Annotated in this window: 24 protein-coding genes; 20 read left to right on the top strand and 4 right to left on the bottom strand. The window is 43.0% G+C overall.

The annotated features are described in order from the left end of the window. The 10 genes from SKC38_RS00960 to SKC38_RS00915 all read left to right on the top strand — a co-directional run bounded on the left by SKC38_RS00960 (position 1) and on the right by SKC38_RS00915 (position 8,217). Positions 1-1,467 carry an FGGY family carbohydrate kinase gene (locus SKC38_RS00960; protein WP_377974309.1) on the top strand — a complete coding sequence of 489 codons (1,467 nt, stop codon included), beginning with the start codon at positions 1-3 and terminating at the stop codon, positions 1,465-1,467. Between the two features lies 1 nt (position 1,468). Further along, positions 1,469-2,959, top strand: coding sequence for a DUF1593 domain-containing protein (locus tag SKC38_RS00955; protein ID WP_377974308.1), 1,491 nt, complete (start codon positions 1,469-1,471; stop codon positions 2,957-2,959). Between the two features lie 10 nt (positions 2,960-2,969). Next, positions 2,970-4,136 carry an esterase gene (locus tag SKC38_RS00950; RefSeq protein WP_377974306.1) on the top strand — a complete coding sequence of 389 codons (1,167 nt, stop codon included), beginning with the start codon at positions 2,970-2,972 and terminating at the stop codon, positions 4,134-4,136. 8 nt (positions 4,137-4,144) lie between these two features. Beyond that, complete coding sequence (locus SKC38_RS00945) at positions 4,145-5,554, top strand: DUF1593 domain-containing protein (RefSeq protein WP_377974304.1); 1,410 nt, start codon at positions 4,145-4,147, stop codon at positions 5,552-5,554. Between the two features lie 121 nt (positions 5,555-5,675). After that, entirely contained in the window at positions 5,676-6,080 is a 405-nt protein-coding gene (locus SKC38_RS00940) for a VOC family protein (protein WP_377974302.1), read from the top strand. 16 nt (positions 6,081-6,096) lie between these two features. Further along, a complete protein-coding gene (locus tag SKC38_RS00935) occupies positions 6,097-6,573 on the top strand; it encodes a hypothetical protein (protein ID WP_377974301.1) in 477 nt (158 codons plus the stop codon). A gap of 9 nt (positions 6,574-6,582) precedes the next feature. Then, a complete protein-coding gene (locus SKC38_RS00930; RefSeq protein ID WP_377974299.1) occupies positions 6,583-6,960 on the top strand; it encodes a hypothetical protein in 378 nt (125 codons plus the stop codon). Between the two features lie 18 nt (positions 6,961-6,978). Next, complete coding sequence (locus tag SKC38_RS00925; protein ID WP_377974298.1) at positions 6,979-7,371, top strand: VOC family protein; 393 nt, start codon at positions 6,979-6,981, stop codon at positions 7,369-7,371. A gap of 6 nt (positions 7,372-7,377) precedes the next feature. Further along, a complete protein-coding gene (locus SKC38_RS00920) occupies positions 7,378-7,851 on the top strand; it encodes a nuclear transport factor 2 family protein (RefSeq protein WP_377974296.1) in 474 nt (157 codons plus the stop codon). A gap of 9 nt (positions 7,852-7,860) precedes the next feature. Continuing rightward, positions 7,861-8,217 (top strand): bleomycin resistance protein, encoded by a 357-nt coding sequence (locus SKC38_RS00915; protein WP_377974295.1) that lies wholly within the window; start codon positions 7,861-7,863, stop codon positions 8,215-8,217. Between the two features lie 20 nt (positions 8,218-8,237). On the opposite strand, the gene SKC38_RS00910 is transcribed toward SKC38_RS00915, so the two are convergent. Beyond that, complete coding sequence (locus tag SKC38_RS00910; protein WP_377974293.1) at positions 8,238-9,047, bottom strand: AraC family transcriptional regulator; 810 nt, start codon at positions 9,045-9,047, stop codon at positions 8,238-8,240. A 120-nt stretch (positions 9,048-9,167) separates the two neighbouring features. On the opposite strand from SKC38_RS00910, the gene SKC38_RS00905 reads away from it, so the two are divergent. Further along, positions 9,168-9,698, top strand: coding sequence for a nuclear transport factor 2 family protein (locus SKC38_RS00905; protein ID WP_377974291.1), 531 nt, complete (start codon positions 9,168-9,170; stop codon positions 9,696-9,698). Positions 9,699-9,704: 6 nt separating this feature from the next. On the opposite strand, the gene SKC38_RS00900 is transcribed toward SKC38_RS00905, so the two are convergent. After that, complete coding sequence (locus SKC38_RS00900; protein WP_377974289.1) at positions 9,705-10,127, bottom strand: VOC family protein; 423 nt, start codon at positions 10,125-10,127, stop codon at positions 9,705-9,707. 79 nt (positions 10,128-10,206) lie between these two features. On the opposite strand from SKC38_RS00900, the gene SKC38_RS00895 reads away from it, so the two are divergent. After that, complete coding sequence (locus tag SKC38_RS00895) at positions 10,207-11,403, top strand: FAD-dependent monooxygenase (protein ID WP_377974288.1); 1,197 nt, start codon at positions 10,207-10,209, stop codon at positions 11,401-11,403. Positions 11,404-11,407: 4 nt separating this feature from the next. Here the strand turns inward: SKC38_RS00895 and SKC38_RS00890 are convergent, their stop codons facing one another. Both SKC38_RS00890 and SKC38_RS00885 read right to left on the bottom strand, forming a co-directional pair. Continuing rightward, a complete protein-coding gene (locus SKC38_RS00890; protein ID WP_377974286.1) occupies positions 11,408-11,971 on the bottom strand; it encodes a PIN domain-containing protein in 564 nt (187 codons plus the stop codon). Further along, positions 11,961-12,416, bottom strand: a complete 456-nt coding sequence (locus SKC38_RS00885; RefSeq protein ID WP_377974284.1) for a helix-turn-helix domain-containing protein — start codon at positions 12,414-12,416, stop codon at positions 11,961-11,963. Before SKC38_RS00885 ends, SKC38_RS00890 begins: the two co-directional genes overlap by 11 nt. A gap of 175 nt (positions 12,417-12,591) precedes the next feature. Here SKC38_RS00885 and SKC38_RS00880 point away from each other — a divergent pair, with 175 nt between their 5' ends. From SKC38_RS00880 to ygiD, 8 genes are all read left to right on the top strand, one after another. Further along, positions 12,592-12,960 (top strand): DUF2200 domain-containing protein, encoded by a 369-nt coding sequence (locus tag SKC38_RS00880; RefSeq protein ID WP_377974282.1) that lies wholly within the window; start codon positions 12,592-12,594, stop codon positions 12,958-12,960. After that, the gene (locus SKC38_RS00875) at positions 12,957-13,253 is read left to right on the top strand and encodes a hypothetical protein (RefSeq protein ID WP_377974281.1); all 297 of its coding nucleotides are present in this window, start codon (positions 12,957-12,959) and stop codon (positions 13,251-13,253) included. Before SKC38_RS00880 ends, SKC38_RS00875 begins: the two co-directional genes overlap by 4 nt. Positions 13,254-13,344: 91 nt before the next feature. Further along, positions 13,345-14,466, top strand: a complete 1,122-nt coding sequence (locus SKC38_RS00870; RefSeq protein WP_377974279.1) for a right-handed parallel beta-helix repeat-containing protein — start codon at positions 13,345-13,347, stop codon at positions 14,464-14,466. A 4-nt stretch (positions 14,467-14,470) separates the two neighbouring features. Further along, positions 14,471-15,001: a DUF2911 domain-containing protein gene (locus SKC38_RS00865; RefSeq protein WP_377974277.1), complete on the top strand. Its 531-nt coding sequence runs from the start codon at positions 14,471-14,473 to the stop codon at positions 14,999-15,001. A gap of 67 nt (positions 15,002-15,068) precedes the next feature. Continuing rightward, the gene (locus SKC38_RS00860; RefSeq protein ID WP_377974276.1) at positions 15,069-15,938 is read left to right on the top strand and encodes a helix-turn-helix domain-containing protein; all 870 of its coding nucleotides are present in this window, start codon (positions 15,069-15,071) and stop codon (positions 15,936-15,938) included. A 37-nt stretch (positions 15,939-15,975) separates the two neighbouring features. Further along, positions 15,976-16,563 (top strand): Crp/Fnr family transcriptional regulator, encoded by a 588-nt coding sequence (locus SKC38_RS00855; protein ID WP_377974274.1) that lies wholly within the window; start codon positions 15,976-15,978, stop codon positions 16,561-16,563. Positions 16,564-16,654: 91 nt separating this feature from the next. After that, a complete protein-coding gene (locus tag SKC38_RS00850; protein WP_377974273.1) occupies positions 16,655-17,194 on the top strand; it encodes a YceI family protein in 540 nt (179 codons plus the stop codon). Between the two features lie 31 nt (positions 17,195-17,225). Continuing rightward, positions 17,226-18,104: a 4,5-DOPA-extradiol-dioxygenase gene (gene ygiD, locus SKC38_RS00845; RefSeq protein WP_377974271.1), complete on the top strand. Its 879-nt coding sequence runs from the start codon at positions 17,226-17,228 to the stop codon at positions 18,102-18,104. Positions 18,105-18,120: the final 16 nt, after the last annotated feature.

Below are 18,120 nucleotides of genomic sequence, written 5' to 3'. Positions count from 1 at the left end.
ATGGAGGACTTGATTTTAGCGATTGACCAAGGAACAAGTAGTACCAAAGCGCTGCTGATGAATGTGCGCGGAGAAGTGGTGGCACAAGGCCTCGCCAATCTCGAAACAACGTATTTCCCGAATGGACATGTGGAGCAAGATCCGCTTGCCTTGATGCAAAGTGTGGAAAACGCGGTGAAGGCTTGCCTTTCTGGCATGGATCCGAAAAGCATTAAGGGAATTGGGATTAGTAATCAGCGCGAAACATTTGTTTTGTGGGATGCGCAGGGTAAGCCGCTGAGTCCAGCCGTTGTTTGGGCTTGCAAACGATCCACCGCGATTTGTGAAAAGCTACAGGATCAAAACGACTGGATCAAATCCCGGACGGGCCTTTTGATTGACCCTTATTTTTCAGGAACGAAAGTCTTGTGGCTGCTAGAAAACGACCCATCTCTTCGCCAATCGCTCGAAGCGGGGGAATTGTATTTCGGTACCGTGGACACTTGGATTTTATTTCAATTGACGCAAGGACGTTCGTTTGCGTGTGACTTGACGAATGCGAGTCGGACCTTGTTTTTTAACCTAGAGTCCTTGACGTGGGACACGGAAATATTGGCACGTTGGGGATTAAGCTCCTTGCATTTGCCAGTATTGAAGCGTTCTTCGGATGATTTTGGCCAAACAGATTTATTCGGTTTGGCGCCGGATGGCATACCGGTGCTTGCGATGATCGGGGATTCACATGCCTCGATGTTTGGGGAAACCTGTTTTGCGGAAGGGGATACAAAGATGACTTTGGGAACAGGTTGCTCGTTGTTGATGCACGTAGGCAATGCGCCACGCGTTTCCACGCAAGGCTTGTTGAGCACCATTGCTTGGAGTACCCAGGACGAAGTAGCTTATGCTTGGGAGGGTGCGATTGTTGCCTGTGGTTCCATGATGGAGTGGTTGAAAAAAGATATGGGCATCTTAGACGATGTGCGTGCTTCTGCCTCGATAGCTGAATCTGTCGAAGAAGATCCGGGGGTATATTTAGTTCCTGCCTTTAGTGGTTTGGGGGCGCCTTTTTGGCAAATGGATCGCAAGGCTTCCTTTGTGGGCATGCGGTTTGGTACCAAGCCTGCGCACCTGATTAAGGCGACATTGGAAAGTATATCCTTTCAGATCAAGGCTGTGGTGGATGCCATGGAAGCGGATTTTGGCACAAACATACAGCAGATTGCGATGCACGGAGGCTTGTCCCGGAACAGCTATGTGCAAAAATGCCTGCAAGGCTTGTTGGCCGCGCCTATTCACCAACAAGACAATCCGCATATATCTGCCCAAGGAGCCGCATTTTTAGCCGGGCTCCAGGTGGGTCTTTACCCTAATTTGAAGGCCTTGAAACAGCTGATTCAAGCGGATTCTTTGGCCTCCACGACTTCGCATAAAGCGATCAAAGTGGCTTACGAAACCTGGAAAGAAATCATTGAAACAAATACCTATTAATATGAAAAAGATCTTGTTATGTCTGACGGCGATGTTGCTGAGCTTTGGGAGCTTTGCGAAAGGAAATTTACCTCGGACGATTGTGACGACCGACGGGGAGATCGACGATGTGGATACGTTTATTCGCATGTTGTTGTACACGAATGAGTTTCATGTGGAAGGATTGGTGTATTCGAGTTCGATGTGGCATTACAGTGGTGATGGGAAAGGGACTTTATTCTCCTCTGAGATGGATATGACAAAAAAAATCTACCCAAAACCTCGAACATCCTTGCGCTGGCCGGGCGTTACTTGGATTCAAGAGTTGTTAAATCAATACGAAAAGGTTTACCCGAATTTGGTTCTTCATAGTAAGCTGTATCCTACACCTAATTACCTGAAATCCTTAGTAAAAGTGGGTAACATTGAATTTGAGGGGGAAATGTCCAAGATTACAGAGGGCTCCGAATTAATCAAACAAAAATTGATGGATGAAACAGATTCCGAGGAAATCTATTTACAAGCCTGGGGTGGAACAAATACTATTGCAAGGGCTTTAAAATCCATAGAAGAAGAAAATTCAAGAAAGGCAAATTGGTCTGCAATCAAACGTAGAATTTCTCAGAAGGCCATTATTTATACGATTATGGACCAGGACGCTACCTATAAAAATTACATTGGTGTCAACTGGCCAGAAATCCGTGTGTTTTACAATGCAAATCAATTTTGGTGCATGGCTTATCCATGGAAGAGACAAGTTCCAAAAGCTTTCCAAAAATACTTTGAAGGGGCATTTATGGGGCCTTTAATTCATGAGCATGGACCGCTGTTGAAAAAATATTATTCTTACGGAGATGGCCAGAAACAAGAAGGCGACGAAGAAAATACACACGGTGATTTGCGCATTCATAAGCCACAAGGCGTTTTTCAAACCTATGATTTTATCTCAGAGGGAGATTCCCCTGCATTTTTGAATTTAATGGATACGGGCTTGGACAATTATAAAAATCCTTCTTTTGGTGGCTGGGGTGGTCGATTTGTGAAATCAAAAGATAACCCATTTCGGTACGAAGACGGTGACACGGCAGCAGATTTGAATCCAGAAACAGGAAAAATGGATAAAGCTTTCCCGCAAACCCGCTGGCTAGAAGCCATGCAATTGGACTTTTTAGCTCGGGCGGCCTGGTGCGTAAAGCCGTATGAAGCGGCGAATCATGCGCCTTGGATTACGGTCAAAGAGGGAACGCGTCTTTTTGCCAAAGCTGGCGCTAGCCTGACCCTACATGTTTCTGCCCAGGATAAGGATAAAAATTCTGTGGTTCAATTCAAGGCTTGGCCGTATGAGGAGGCGGGTAGCGGAAAGGCCGACGTGCGTTTACAGGATGCTCAGGTGCACGTAAAAATTCCAGAAACAGCTCAAAAAGGCCAAAGCTACCACGTGATTGTGGAAGGTGCTGATAACGGGGTTCCGGTGCTAACACGCTACCGCCGTGTCGTGATTATGATTAACTAATTTTAAACCTATGGATACGATGAAAAAAATGATGTTAGTTGGGGTGAGTTTGCTTTTATGCCAATTCGCTTCAGCCCAACGTAGACCGAGTACGCTCGTGTCAACGGATGTTCAAGCCGACAATTCCGTCATATTTCGAATTAAGGCACCCGATGCGCAAAAGGTATCTGTTTCAGGAACCTGGCCGCGGGCATTAGGCAATATGCTGCCGATGATTAAAAAGGATTCGATATTTGAAGTGAAGGTGGGACCTATGCCGTCCGACATGTATGAGTATGAATTTATTGTGGATGGTATACCGGCATTGGATCCCAATTCGAGTTTGGTGACGCGGGATGGTGCGTGGATACAAGGTGCTTTTTTTGTTCCGGGTGCGGAGGCAGATGTGTATGACACCAAGCAAGTTCCGCATGGGACAATGACTTCGGTTTGGTATAATTCACCAAGCATTGGAATGGAACGCAAGATGAATATTTACACGCCAGCGGGTTATGAAAAAGGAAAGAAAAAGTATCCGGTGATGTATTTATTGCACGGCGGTGGCGGAGACGAGGAAGTTTGGTTAAGTCGGGGACGGGCAAATTACATCTTGGATAATTTAATTGCCGCTGGTAAAGCGGAGCCGATGATTGTGGTGATTACGAATGGAAATCCCAATACGCCAGGAGCGCCACTGAGCAGACCGCAAGCGATGAATAAGACTTTGGCACCGGGAATTGGGTCGATGGCATCAGGGGTGTTTGAGAAGAGTTTGGTGGCAGATGTGATTCCTTACATCGAGCAAAATTACCGTGTGATTTCAGATGCGAATCACCGCGCGATTACGGGATTTTCGATGGGAGGTTATCAAACCCAAAACATCACGAATGCACATCCAACCATGTTCAAATACATTGGGGTCATGAGTATGGGCTTGTTTTCTTCTGCATTGCGTGGGCCAAATACCTACGACAAGGCAGCCCATGTGGCGCAATTAAAAGCGGTTCAGGCGAGCCAACCGAAGGTATATTGGATAGGCATGGGTAACCACGATTTCTTATATGATAGCGGCGTGAAGTTGCGTGCCTTGTATGATGAAGTTGGGTTGAAGTATAGCTATCGTGAGAATGAGGGGACGCATGACTGGAATTCGTGGCGGATGTACTTGAAGGAATTTTCGCAATTGTGTTTTAAATAAGCCCAGCTATGAAATACATACTCTTTACTTTGTTTTTTGTTGGCTGGAGCATTACGCTTTCTCATGCACAGCAAGAAAAAAAACGCGTGATTGTTTTAACGGATATTGAGGCGGATCCAGATGATACGCAATCCTTGATACGCTTTTTGTTGTACAGCAATCAATGGGATATTGAAGGTTTGGTGGCGACGACGTCGATCCATCAAAAAACAAGCGTGTTTCCCGCATCGATTCACAAAGTCTTGGATGCTTATAAAAAGGTTTATCCTAATTTAATCTTGCACGAGAAAGGCTTTCCGAGCCATGAACACCTAAGCAAATTGGTTAAAAAGGGTCTTCCCGTTTATGGGATGCAAGGTGTAGGGGCGAATCACGATTCGGAGGGATCTAATTGGATTGTAGACCAATTGATGAAGCCGGACGAAAGACCTATTTGGTTTAGCATTTGGGGAGGGCCAAATACCTTGGCACAAGCCTTATTTAAAATTAAGTCAACTTTGTCGGCCGAGCAGGCAGCTAAAATTTATCAAAAAGTTCGAATCTATACGATTTCGGATCAAGATGATTCTGGCCCTTGGATACGAAAGAATTTCCCGGATATCTTTTTTGTTGTAACGCCGGGTTATAGTTATTCCTACGCCACCTGGCTGGGGATGTCGGCGAAGGCGCCGGGTTCTGATTTGGAATCCGTTTCCAATGAGTGGTTGGCCCACAACATCCAACAAGGCCATGGACCTTTAGGAGCATTATATCCGGATGTGGCGTATGGAATGGAAGGCGATACGCCTGCTTATTTGGGATTGATTGAGAATGGATTAAACAATGCGCAATTTCCTAATTATGGAGGTTGGGGAGGACGGTATGAACATTATCTACCTGCCTTTAGAGACTCCAATTCCGGAGGATTTAAACGGGAAAATTGGCCAAAAGACGAACCCGAAACAAGAGCTATTTGGACCAATGCGGAGGATTCGCTTCGCGGTGTAGATAAGCAGGCCTATAAAAGTAATTTGGCCACTATTTGGCGTTGGCGTACCGCTGTCCAACATGATTTTGCGGCGCGAATCGATTGGACAACAAAAGCGTACAAGGACGTTAATCACCCTCCTGTGGTTAAAACGGCACATCCGTCGGCATTTACGGTGAAATCTGGCGAGGAGTTTTTCTTAAATGCGGAGGGGACGATTGATCCCGATGGGGATTCCATGAGTTATTTGTGGTTTCAATACAAAGAGGCGGGGACCTATCCGGGATATATCAGCACGAGACCCTATTCGCCTAATTTGTATCGTTTGCCGATTACAGCTCCTCAGGTAGATAGTCCCAAAACGATTCATTTTATTTTGCAAGTGACGGATAAAGGGACACCTGCTTTAACTCGCTATCAGCGCGTGATTGTGACGGTATTGCCTCGTTAATTATAGGGGTGTTAAGAAACAAATAGAGGTCGAACTTGGCCTCTTTTTGTTTTGATTCGAGCTCTAATTCGTCGTATTTAACCTATTTTCTTTATCTTTAAAAAAACCTTTTTAAACAAACATGGCGAATCAAATCTTTATCAACCTTGCGGTGCAAGATCCAGAAAAATCAATGGCATTTTACACGGCTTTGGGCTTCAAGAATAATCCGCAGTTCTCCGACGAAAGTGGCAAATGCATGGTTTGGTCGGATAATATTTTTCTGATGATTCTTTCGCATGAGAAGTTTTCGAGCTTTACTAAAAAGCCGATTGCCGATACGAAATCATCGATAGCAGCCTTGCTTTCCTTGTCCATGGATAGCATAGAAGAAGTCAACCAAGTCGTGGATAGTGGCTTAGGTGCGGGCGGTATCGAACCCAATGAAATGCGCGATTATGGTTTTATGGTCCAACGTACGATTGAGGATTTCGACGGGCATACCTGGGAGATATTTCACATGGATATGTCGAAGTTGCCGGCATAGTGATAAAAAACGAATGATGAAAAAAGGTATTTTAATGTTGATTTTAGCGAGCGGTTCACTATTGGCAAACCCTGAAAATAAGACTGCATTGAAAACCTGGCGGGATTCTCCCGATGGAATTCAGTTCACGAAATGGGAAGCGTCACCTGCGGGCAAAAAAGTGCATGCCGGAGCTGTCAAAATCAATCGGGCTATTCGCGGTAATGCCTCTCTTGTGGGTGTGGTTACTTCGCTTACGCTCCCGGAAGGTTCTAGCCTCGGTTTTGGGATTATGGTCAACATCCAAGGAGACGATTATATTCTTACTTTTGGAGGAGAAGTGGATCAGGAATTTGATGCATTGCGAGACCTACAGGTGAACGATCAAATCAACATCAAAAGTCATCACGTTTCGAAAGCGCCTAAATATGCCTTTGCGATTCTCTCGCCTACTTACGTGACACAAGGCGCTAAACTTTTATATAAGCGTGTCCAGGCTAAGGGCGGTTGCTAATTAATTACCATGCAAGACATTCTCAAAAAACTCCGATTCAAAGGCGATGGAATCGTCATTCAAGCACCCAAGGACCTTGCGGACGCATTTTTTGCAAATGGATGTAAAATGGAGTTCAATTCGGCCCCAAGTACAAACACGCTTGTTTTCGTTTCGGATAAGGATGAGTTAACCCACTTTCTGAATGATGGACTCAAACACATTGTGCCAGATAGCGTTTTTTGGATTGCCTATCCCAAAGGAACCTCTAACCTGAAATCAAACATCAACCGAGACAGCATTCGAATGACCGTTGAGGAATTTGGCATCACGACTGTTTCAGCAATTTCCATCGATGAAACTTGGAGTGCATTACGCTTTCGCCCCATCAATCAGGTAGGGAAATAATCATTTTACACAGACCTTATGATCAAATTCGCTTACACAATCCTATATGTCGAAGACGTCTCGAAAACCGTTCAATTTTATGAACAGGCATTCGGATTTAAGGTCAAGTTTATCACTCCGGATAATTCCTATGGAGAAGTTAATACGGGCGATACAACGCTATCCTTTGCGTCCAAAACATTAGCGGCCTCTAATCTATCCGATGGATTTATCGAGAGTAAAATCCACGAAAGGCCACTGGGAATTGAAATTGGATTTACAACGGATGATGTTTCGGAAACCATGAAACAAGCCCTTGCGTCGGGAGCGACTTTATGTGAGGAGGCCAAAGAAAAACCCTGGGGACAAATCGTTGGATTTGTTCGCGATTTGGATGGATTTTTGATTGAGATTTGTACACCGATGTCCTAACAACAAATGAAAACATCCATTTTACTCCTGTTTTGCTTGAGTATTTTTTCAGAGGCTCACTCCCAAAACCCCGATGAAAAAAAGGTCGCAAGCACCGAACAAGCATTGTTCAACAAGATTGCGCAATTGGATAGCGCCTTGTTTGCTGCCTATAATGCCAAAAATTTGCCCTTGTTAAAAACCTATTTCACAACAGATTTGGAGTGGTACCAGGACAATGGCGGGTTGATTGCTTTTGATCAGGTTTTTAGCAATTTCCAACAGATTTTCAATCGAGATTATGACCTGAAACGGAATCTGGTGGAAGGGAGTTTGGAGGTCCACCCAATTCAGGGGTTTGGTGCGATTGAAATAGGGAAGCACCAGTTTAAGCATATTGAAAATGGGAAACTCGAAGAGGGGACGTTTAAATTTTTGATGATTTGGAAGAACGAAAACGGGACATGGAAGATTTCAAGGGTCGTTAGCTATGACCATTAATTTTTGACTATGCTACTTACAATCATCCCCAAACTTCCCATGCGCGATAAAAGTCGGACGAAGGCCTATTATGTGCATGGACTAGGATTTGCAGAACTTGCCGACTACGGGAATTATTTGATTCTAAAGAAGGACGAAATTGAAATTCATTTTTTCGAATTCCCTGGCTTGAATCCGTTAGAAAATTACGGGCAGGTTTATATCCGAGTACTTGACATTGAAGCGCTTTATCAGGAATTGGTCGCGAATAATTTTCCTATTCATCCGAATGGCGTTTTGTCGAAAAAACCCTGGGGCCAGCAGGAGTTTAGTCTATTAGATCCGGATCATAATTTGCTGACATTGGGCCAGGCAATTTCCAATTAATACGCTGCGAATTTGCCCAATCACTCCCGAAATTTGCTAGGAGCTACACCTAAGACCTTTCGGACGTATCGACTGAAAAATGTCAGGCTGGAGAAATTAAGCATGTAGGCAATTTCCGAAATGGTCAATGATTTATCTTCCAACAAGGCAATGATTCTTTGCGTTGTATAATTTTGTATCCAATCAGACGCAGTTTTTCCGCTACTCTTCTTACAAATTTCTGTTAAGTATTTAGCGGATATCGCTAAGTTATCCGCATAAAAACAAACTTCTCGTTCTTCTATGCAATGCTGCCGGACCTCATGAAGAAATCGTTCAAACAGGGTTCCTTGCTGCATAGAGCTTGTCCGTTTTCCCATTTCTCTTGAAAAAATATGCCACATATCTAGTATGAATAGCTGAAGCTGATGACCCAATATTTGTTGGTGAAAAGTATGATCCTTGTCTACGTGTTTTTTCTCAATGCATGCAAAATTTTCTAAGCATATCGCACGTTCTTTTTCGCTTAATGAAACAATAGGATGTTCTTTTGAAAATAAATAGGCCTTAATGCCCCAGCGAGTGTCTGGATTGTTTTGGCTCATCAGGTCAAACGAAACCATCAAGCAGCAGGCTTTAAAGTCGGTCGATAAGCGTATTTCTGAAACAGTATGCTTCGGCAACCAAATGGCAATTTCATTTTTCTTAAGGCTATAACTTTTATTCTCAATGCTAAATTGTGCATGTCCTGATTCACAAAGAATATGTGTAAAATAGTTCTCTAGATTTTCATGTAAGATCTTTTTGTTTTGGTCCGTAATTGTAAGGAGACGAATTGCGTTTGTTTGCATAGAGCTTACTCATTTAAGACTTTAAGGTAACAAAAAAGAAATTTGTGACATAATTAATGTAATATATGTCAGCACAATATCCTTAACGAAGGCTAGTTTTGTAAAAAATCAATTCCGCGTATGAGAAATACATTTTTTAGCACCTTGTGTTTGTTTATTTTAACATCAACTGTATTATTTGCCCAAAACATGGAAAAACCATCAACAATTGAACAGCGATTAATTGCCATGGAAGATCGTATGGCGATTGAAGTTGTCCTTAATACCTTTTCTAATTTAGCTGACACCAAAGAAATCGATCAGCAAGTTTTACTTTTTACTAAAGACGGTATCGTCGAGTCTATCGCAAAGGGTCAAGCGTCAACTGTTTTGCAAGGTAGAGAGCAGTTGAAAAATGCTTTTTCTGCTTTTTTGGAAAACTTCCATACGGTGTATCATCAAAACGGCCAAAAAACTATTAAGCTGTTAGGGGATCATGCAGAGGTAACGAGTTATTGTCGCGTAATCTTAGTGTCTAAGCAAAATGAAAAAGAAATCAAAACAACGCTGTATACAATCTATAAAGATCTCTTTGTTAAAGAAAAAGGCAATTGGCTGATTAAGCACCGAACATCCAACTTTGTTTTTCGGGAAGTCGAAGAGGTGAAATAGAGCTTTCTAGTCTGAATACTCCACCATCCACTCAATCCCATATTTGTCCCTAAACGCACCTAAATAGGCGCCCCAAGGACCTACGTCTAATGGCATTTCTACGGTTCCGCCGGCCGACAAGCCATTGAATAGTGCCTCGGCCTCTGCTTGACTTGCTGCGGAAATGGTAATCTTGCTTCGGTTCTCCTCCTCGCTCACAACACCTAAAAAATTAGGCACATCACTTCCTGATAAAACGAACGAAGAACCGATGGGTAAACGGATCAACATGATCTTATTTTGCTCTTCTTCAGGGAATGAAAAATCGGGATTGTTCAAATCCTTGAAGCGCATCAAACGCGAGAACGATCCGCCAAATACGGAACGATAAAATTCAAATGCTTCTTCAGTATTGCCGTTGAAGTGGATGTGTGGGATGATATTGGGCATAAGTCCAATTTATGAAATGATTTTAAAACTTATGGCGCCCTTTTGAGTTTTTAAAAGCAGATCTTCCTTCTTTGCTTTTATGAATCACAAAAAAATCCTCATCTCTGGTGCGAGTATCGCTGGCCCTACCCTAGCCTTTTGGTTGAATCGTTTTGGTTTTGAAGTTACGATTGTGGAGCGCGCAGAAAGCCTGCGTTTGGGAGGCCAAAATGTCGACATTAAAGGTGCCGCGCAAAAAATCGCGCAATGGATGGGCATTGAGGAGGAAATTCGCGCGGCAGATACGGGCGAGTTGGGCGTCCGATTTGTGGATGAAAATGATGGGATCAAGGCCGCGCTGCCGAAAGGCGAATCCAATTTAGGAACCTCCGAACTCGAGATTTTACGAGGTGATTTGGTCAAGATATTATACAAGCACACCAAAGATCATGTAGAGTATCTATTTGGCAATCAAATAATCGCCTTGGATGAGCATGCAGACGGTGTAAAAGTGACTTTCCAAAACGGTGAAATCCGCGATTTTGATTTGGTTATTTGTGCGGATGGCATTCGATCGCGAACTCGCCAATTGGTTTTTGGCGATGAACCGTACGTCAAGCCTGTGGGGCTTTATGTCTCCTATTTTACGATTCCACGTGGACCCTCGGATAGCCGTTGGGCTCGTTGGTATAACGCAACGAATTCGCGCGTGATCGTCATGCGTCCGGATAACGAGGGCACGACGCGTGCATCCTTTTCGTTTATGTCGGAGCCCATGGGCTATGAAAAATTATCTCTAGACGAGCAAAAGCAACTTTTACGGCATAAGTTTTCAGATGCCGGTTGGGAAGCCAAACGCGTCTTAGCCGCCATGGAGGAGAACTCCGATTTGTATTTTGATGCCATCAGCCAAGTCATTGCGCCTCGTTGGTCGAAAGGCCGCTGTGCCATGACGGGTGATGCGGCGTTTTGTCCATCGCCCTTGACGGGCATGGGCGTTAGTCTGTCCGTCGTGGGGGCCTATATTTTGGCAGGCGAATTATCTCGCCATGCAAATTATGCGGATGCATTTGCTGCCTACGATAAAGCCTTTCGGCCTTATGTGACGAAGATTCAGAAACTTCCTCCGGGAGTGCCTTGGTTGGCACATCCCAAAACAAAATGGGGCATATTCTTACTGAATACGATTCTCAATGTCATTTCGAGTAAGTTTGTGATGAAAATCGGGGAGCTGTTTTCGGATAAAAACAAGTCCCCGACGGATGATACGATTGAGCTGGAGGAGTATGGGAAATAGGATTTTATAACAAGGCGTGCAAGTAGTCTGCCGTGTCTTTTAATCCATTTTCTCGAAAAACGTTTAATACCTGATATTCGTCTAAATCAGGGTTTTTCTTGTTTGAAACCATCATTTTAAACGCCTCTAATGCGATTTCGTGGTTTAGGTCAATGAGATCTGTTAAAAAGTCATCTACATTTTTTGCTGTAATATTATAGCGCTGTAAATATGCCTGGGGAAAGTCTTTTAAATTATTGGTTACGATAATTCCGGCATTCGATTTAATGGCTGCCGCTAATACATGGCGGTCCCTCAGGTCGGGGAGATTTAGGGTGTCTACAATGGAATCATAGTCATAAACGATGGCTCCCGGAAACGCTAAATTTACATTTTCGATTCGTTTTTTAATTTCCGCTTCGGATATGTTTTTCCGTTGCATGACCTCAGCCCATTCATTAAAAATGTCAGGGCTCCATTTGGGTGTATATAATTCAAAGTGGGCAAACCACAGTAGTATATCCCGTGTTATTATTGGATAAATGACATTGGTGTCAAGAAAGCAAGTGAATTTTACACTATGAATCATACAGCCCAAGGTCTTCATCCATTTTCATCATATCGATAATACGCGCGCGTTGTTTGGCATACATTTGGGCTTTGTATTGTGTTACATCTTCGTATTTGATCCGACGATGCTTGCCAACTTTGATGAAAGGTATTTCGCCACTTTCAAGCAAAGAAATTAAATGTGGTCTGGAGCATCCCAATAATTCGGATGCTGCTTGGGTGGTCATTTCGGTGGCGATGGGAACGATGGAAATAGGTTTTCCTTGACTTGTTGCTTTTAGGATTGTTGCCAAAAGTTTTAAGGCTTTTAATGGTACCCTGATTTTCTCTGCCGTTTCCTCTATTTCTATTTCGGGATTTGTCGCATGAAGCGATTCCAAAGTCGTAGATAAGGCTTCGTAGGATTCTTTTGCAAGCCTCTGCTCCTCTTTGGTTGGTCTACTTATTTTATCCTCTGCTATCATCTTGATTGATTATTTTGCGAATTTATACGAAATATATGAATTATTCGAAATAAATGAAAATATTGTTTATTGAGACCTCTTAATCTATTGTACAGCTCCTTGCTTTTTATTTAATTTGCTTGGAAAGCTGTTTTAGAGATATTTAGCCATTATCCTTTGGCAGTTTTAATAAATCATGAAAGAAACTCCCGCTCATACCGAAAAGATTGCGAAAATGACCTTCGCATCCGTCTATCCACATTATGTTACGAAAGTCACTAAGAAAGGCAGAACTGAGGAGGAACTGCTTCAAGTGATTCATTGGTTGACGGGTTTTGATGCCTCAGGCGTGCAGGCGCTAATTGATGAAAAGGCCTTGTTCAGTACCTTTTTTGCCAAAGCCACATTACATCCCAATGCCCATTTAATCACGGGTCTGATCTGTGGATATCGCATTGAAGAAATTGAAAATCCACTGACAAAGCAAGTTCGTTATTTAGATAAATTGGTCGACGAATTAGCCAAAGGAAAAGCGATGGATAAAATCTTACGAACATCGAAATGAACAATCATCAATCTTTCAAAGAATCCCTCGTTTTAGACAGACCTGACCCGCAGCTTTCCACGATTTTAAAAAGCCTTTGGTACGATGCCAAAGGGGATTGGGATCAAGCGCATGCACTCATTGATCAGCTAGGTGATCGCGATTCTGCCTGGGTGCATGCCTATTTACACCGGAAGGAAGGGGACATTTGGAACGCGGATTATTGGTATGCACGTGCGAAGAAAACACGGCCGAGCTATTCACTCGAAGAGGAATGGTCGAATCTTTTGGCTTATTTCATCGACCGTATTTGATCGCAAAGTATCATCATTTGGTATAAAAGTATCATGCTTTTACTCATGCAAAGGTTCAATTTTGTTCTTCATTAGAACAAAACCGATGAAAATGAGAAACCTACGATTATGCATGCTTGCTTTATTGATGAGCCCAAGCTTATTTGCCCAAACGACCCAATTGATTTATGTCAATCCTAATACAGGGAATGATAGTCAAGATGGCTCCCAGGACCACCCTCTTCGCAGCTTACCCGCAGCTGCGCGTTTAGTCAATACGAGTGAAGGCGAAAATCCAATAACGATTTTACTAGCTTCCGGCGTCTATGCTTTGATGGAGCCTTCAACCTTCCATCCGACCAAACGAACGTTTACGAAACAAGCGAGATTAACCATTCGAGCGGAGGTTTTACCCGATGACCCCAATTGGAATTCAGGTAGTATGCCCACTTTGATCCACACCATGCCATTATCTGATGATTGGATGGGCCAAAAAGATCCATTTGGTGGAGGAATGTATGGTTTTAAGGTTGAAACAAGCCACATGACAATTCAAGGATTGAAAATCATGGGTGCACCCGTGATCGAACATCCTCAAAAAGGGAAAATCATTCGTGTATATCCTATTACACGTCCAGATGCCAAACTGGATGATTTGGAAATTACGCAATGCGTATTTGCCGGAGACGAGGTCAACGCTCCCAATCATTTAGGAATTATCGCGAATGGTACCAGCATTGTTGTAGACCATTGTATCTTCTACAACTTGAAACAAGCCATCGTTTATTGGTCGCGCAAAAGTACAGGCCACGTGATGCGAAATACCTTAATTTATGGCGGATACGGTTGCGGCGTTTGGACATCTGCCATCGCAAACGATTTTGTGTTTGAGAATAATGTGATCGCTAATGGACAGTATGCTTGGATAAGCCAATTAGATCGTGATCGTGGCCAACAAGAAGCTGCTGGTGTGGAACAAAAAGCCAAGGAACCCATTTTATACCAAGTGAATAACAGTTTAATTGCCGGGAACAAAAAAGTAACTGGGACGGGCGGAGGACCTCAATTGAACTTCAAAGACATTGACCCTATTTTATTGAAATTCAACAACACGAAAGTTACAGACCAAGCGATTGAATTAGATTTCAATCAAGAAAGTCGGAATTTCTTACATCCCAAAGAAGGAAGCGAAGCGGCCAAAATAGGTGCAGGATTGTTTAAACTAACTAAATAAAACGATGAAAACTAAATGGAATTTGATGTGTTTGGCATTTATAATGCTGACAAGTTTTGTGCAAGTTCAAGCACAACAAGCAAGAGTAAGACAAAGTCCCAAGCAAACCGTTACAGGTAAGGTAGGCAATGCAACGATTACGATAACCTATGGTAGTCCTTCTGCCAAAGGAAGAAAGATTTGGGGAGATTTAGTTCCATTTGGAAAGGTTTGGAGAGCCGGAGCAAATGAGGCAACTCAAATCGAAACGGATGCAGATTTACTCGTAGAAGGCAAAAAATTGCCTGCCGGAAAATTCACGATCTACACAATTCCGAACGAAAGCCAATGGCAAATAATTTTCAACTCACAGGTTGGCCAATGGGGAATTGAAAGAAGCGGAGAAACAACGCGAAATCCTGAAAAGGACGTTTTAGTCGTATCAGTAAAGCCCTTGCCTGCTAACACTTCGCAAGAAAGCTTGGTTTACACAATTACGGAAAATGGAATTTCCTTACTTTGGGAAGCATTGGTAATTCCGATCAACATAAAATAAGATTAGGTGTTGCGATTATATATCCTTTATGCTACGATAAGCATAAAGGATATTTTATATTTGTCCTATGGCAAATCAAATAAAGAACATCGGATTTAAAGCGGGTCTTCCGCTCGAAATCGAAGTCATTTCCATTGCCGAAACCTTATTGCTTCACCACGAGAACATTGCCTATCCGCATCGGGATAATTATTATAACATCTTTTTCTACCAACAAGGAACTGCGAATCACGTAATTGACTTTAAGCCGATTCCTGTTCAAGCAAATTCCTTTCTCTTCATTAATAAGAATCGGGTTCAAATGTTAGATCCCAAAGGGGGTTATGACGGTCGGTTTTTGTTATTCACAGAAGCGTTTTTTGATAAATATCCGGAGGATATCAAATACTTGCGGAAAAATATTTTGTTCAATGATTTACTCGAAGATCCGGTACTTCAGGTGGCTGATTATTCGCCCTTAATTTCAACATTTCAAGACATCGAAACAGAATTGTCGAAGCCTCATGATTCGGTTCAATTTGATGTGTTACATAATCTATTGCATAATTTATTACTGCTTGCCGAACGGGAAAGACGCGCCTCTGGATTTAAGGAAATCCGGAAAGGTGAAGAATTGGATTACACAATATTGTTTAATCAACTCTTAGAATCGCATTTTACGGAGCTAAAATCTGTGTCGGGTTATGCCGATAAGATGTCGGTATCCGAACGAAAATTAAACAAATCCACCCAATTTGTTTTGGGCAAATCCCCGAAGGAGATTATAGACGAACGCGTTATTTTAGAGGCTAAACGATTATTAGCCCATACGGCAAATTCCATCAAAGAAGTCGGATTTGAACTTGGGTTTGATGAGCCTACCAACTTCATCAAGTTCTTCAAGAAGCATGTGGAGAAGACCCCAATTGAATTTAGGGCAGGTTTTTATCGGGTATAAGTTGATTTTGCCATTTTTCAATTAGTTTTGACAGCCCATGAACGACCTATTACGAAAAAGTATCGAACAGTACAGCGGCCAATCCTTGTCGGAGGAATGCGCCCTGCAGTTTGATGCCTTCGTTTTTGAAAAAACACTGGACAAAAAGGCGCTCCTCCTGGAAGCTGGCCAAAGTTGTAATTACATATTTTTTGTCCTTTCAGGCTCTTGTTACAGTTATTTGGCGGATCGAAAAGGTGATACGCAGGTCGTTCAATTTGCCTTGGAGGGCTATTGGATTTCCGACTTAGCAAGCTTTTTTTCAGGAAATAAATCGACCTATTCCATCGAATGTTTAGAACCGACAAAGGTCTTGATGATGAACAAGGCGGCTTTCGAACAAGCCTGTTCTGCGATGCCTATCTTGGAACGCTATTTCCGCGTATTGATTCAGAATGCCTATGTTTCTATGCAATACCGCATGGCCAAAACCACCAGCGAAGAAGCAGAAGATCGTTACACGGAATTTGCCAAGCGCCACCCCGATTTCATGCAACGCATTCCACAATACCTCATTGCCTCCTATCTCGGCATTCAGCCACAATCATTAAGCCGGATTCGTAAGCAATTGGCCAGCAAACACTAATTTCATTTATTAACATAGGTTAATCTGCCCGCGCGTTTTTTGCCCCAACTTTGCATTGTCAATATCGACAAACCCTTATATGCAAACCAACATGGCAAATACAACCACTTGGGCTTTTGACCCTACGCACAGTGAATTAACATTCAAAGTAAAGCATTTAATGATCGCCAACGTGAAAGGTGAGTTTCGTAATTTCTCCGCACAATTAACGACAGAAGGAGATGATTTTAGCAAAGCCACAGCACAAGCGACCATCGATGTAACGTCAATCGATACGAATAATGCGGACCGTGATGGCCACTTGAAAAGTGGTGATTTTTTTGACGCAGAAAATCATCCGAATATCCAATTCGCGAGTACATCCTTCCAAATGTTCGATGCAGAAAATGGACAATTGAAAGGAAATTTGACAATCAAAGGCATCACAAATGAGGTGAGCTTAGATGTGGAATTTGGCGGAATTAGCCAAGATCCTTGGGGAAATGTTAAGGCAGGGTTCTCATTATCGGGAAAAATCAACCGCAACGATTTCGGTTTATCTTGGAACGCAGCCTTGGAAACAGGGGGAGTTTTGGTGAGCGAAGAAGTGAAATTAGCCGCTGAAATCCAATTTGTGAAAACAATCGCGTAATCAAATTGCGATGCCTTTCGCGTATTTTCAAATGAATCGAACCCAATTTTTAAGCAGTCTTTTGGCCATGGGAAGTATCAACACATTTTCAGGATTTAAGTCATTCACGGATGATTTGATTTATACGGGCTCGGTGATGCCCACCTTGTTTATCGGCCATGGTTCCCCCATGAACGGCATCGAAGACAATGAATTCAGTCGGACCTGGTCAGCGATGGCGAAGGAAATCCCTACACCCAAAGCGGTATTGGTCGTGTCTGCACATTGGATGACGCGCGGTACCCAGATTACGGCCATGGAATCTCCGAAAACGATTCACGATTTTGGCGGATTCCCACGCGAATTATTTGAGGTGCAATACCCAGCCAAAGGGGATCCAATCCTTGCGAAAGAAACCCAGAAATTGATCAAAAGTACGCATGTGGAATTGGATCATGACTGGGGGCTAGACCACGGAACTTGGACGATTATTCGTCACATGTATCCAAAGGCCAATATTCCCATTTTGCAATTGAGCATTGACTCCGGTCAAAATATGACCTATCACTACGATTTAGCGCGGGAATTAGCCGATTTGCGGCAGAAAGGTGTGTTGATTGTGGGTAGCGGGAACATAGTACATAATTTACGCATGTTGGACTGGGGAAAATTGAACGCCCCCAATTATGCCTTTGACTGGGCGAAACAAATCAATCAAAAAATGAAAGATTTGATTCTCAACAACGAACACGAAAGACTCGTAAAATATGAATCTTTAGGCCGAGAAGCCTTGATGGCAATCCCTACGCCGGAGCATTACATCCCTTTGCTTTATGTGCTAGGCTTAAAGGGGAAGAACGAAAAGATTCGTTTTTTCAATGACATGGCAGTAGGCGGATCGCTTACGATGACTTCGGTGAAGATTGGGTAATTTCACTCGTATTGAC

It is taken from the genome of Aquirufa echingensis (assembly GCF_042714525.1).
GTDB lineage: Bacteria > Bacteroidota > Bacteroidia > Cytophagales > Spirosomataceae > Aquirufa > Aquirufa echingensis.
The sequence above is the reverse complement of the archived record's forward strand: the minus strand, read 5'-3'. Positions and strand labels throughout refer to the sequence as shown.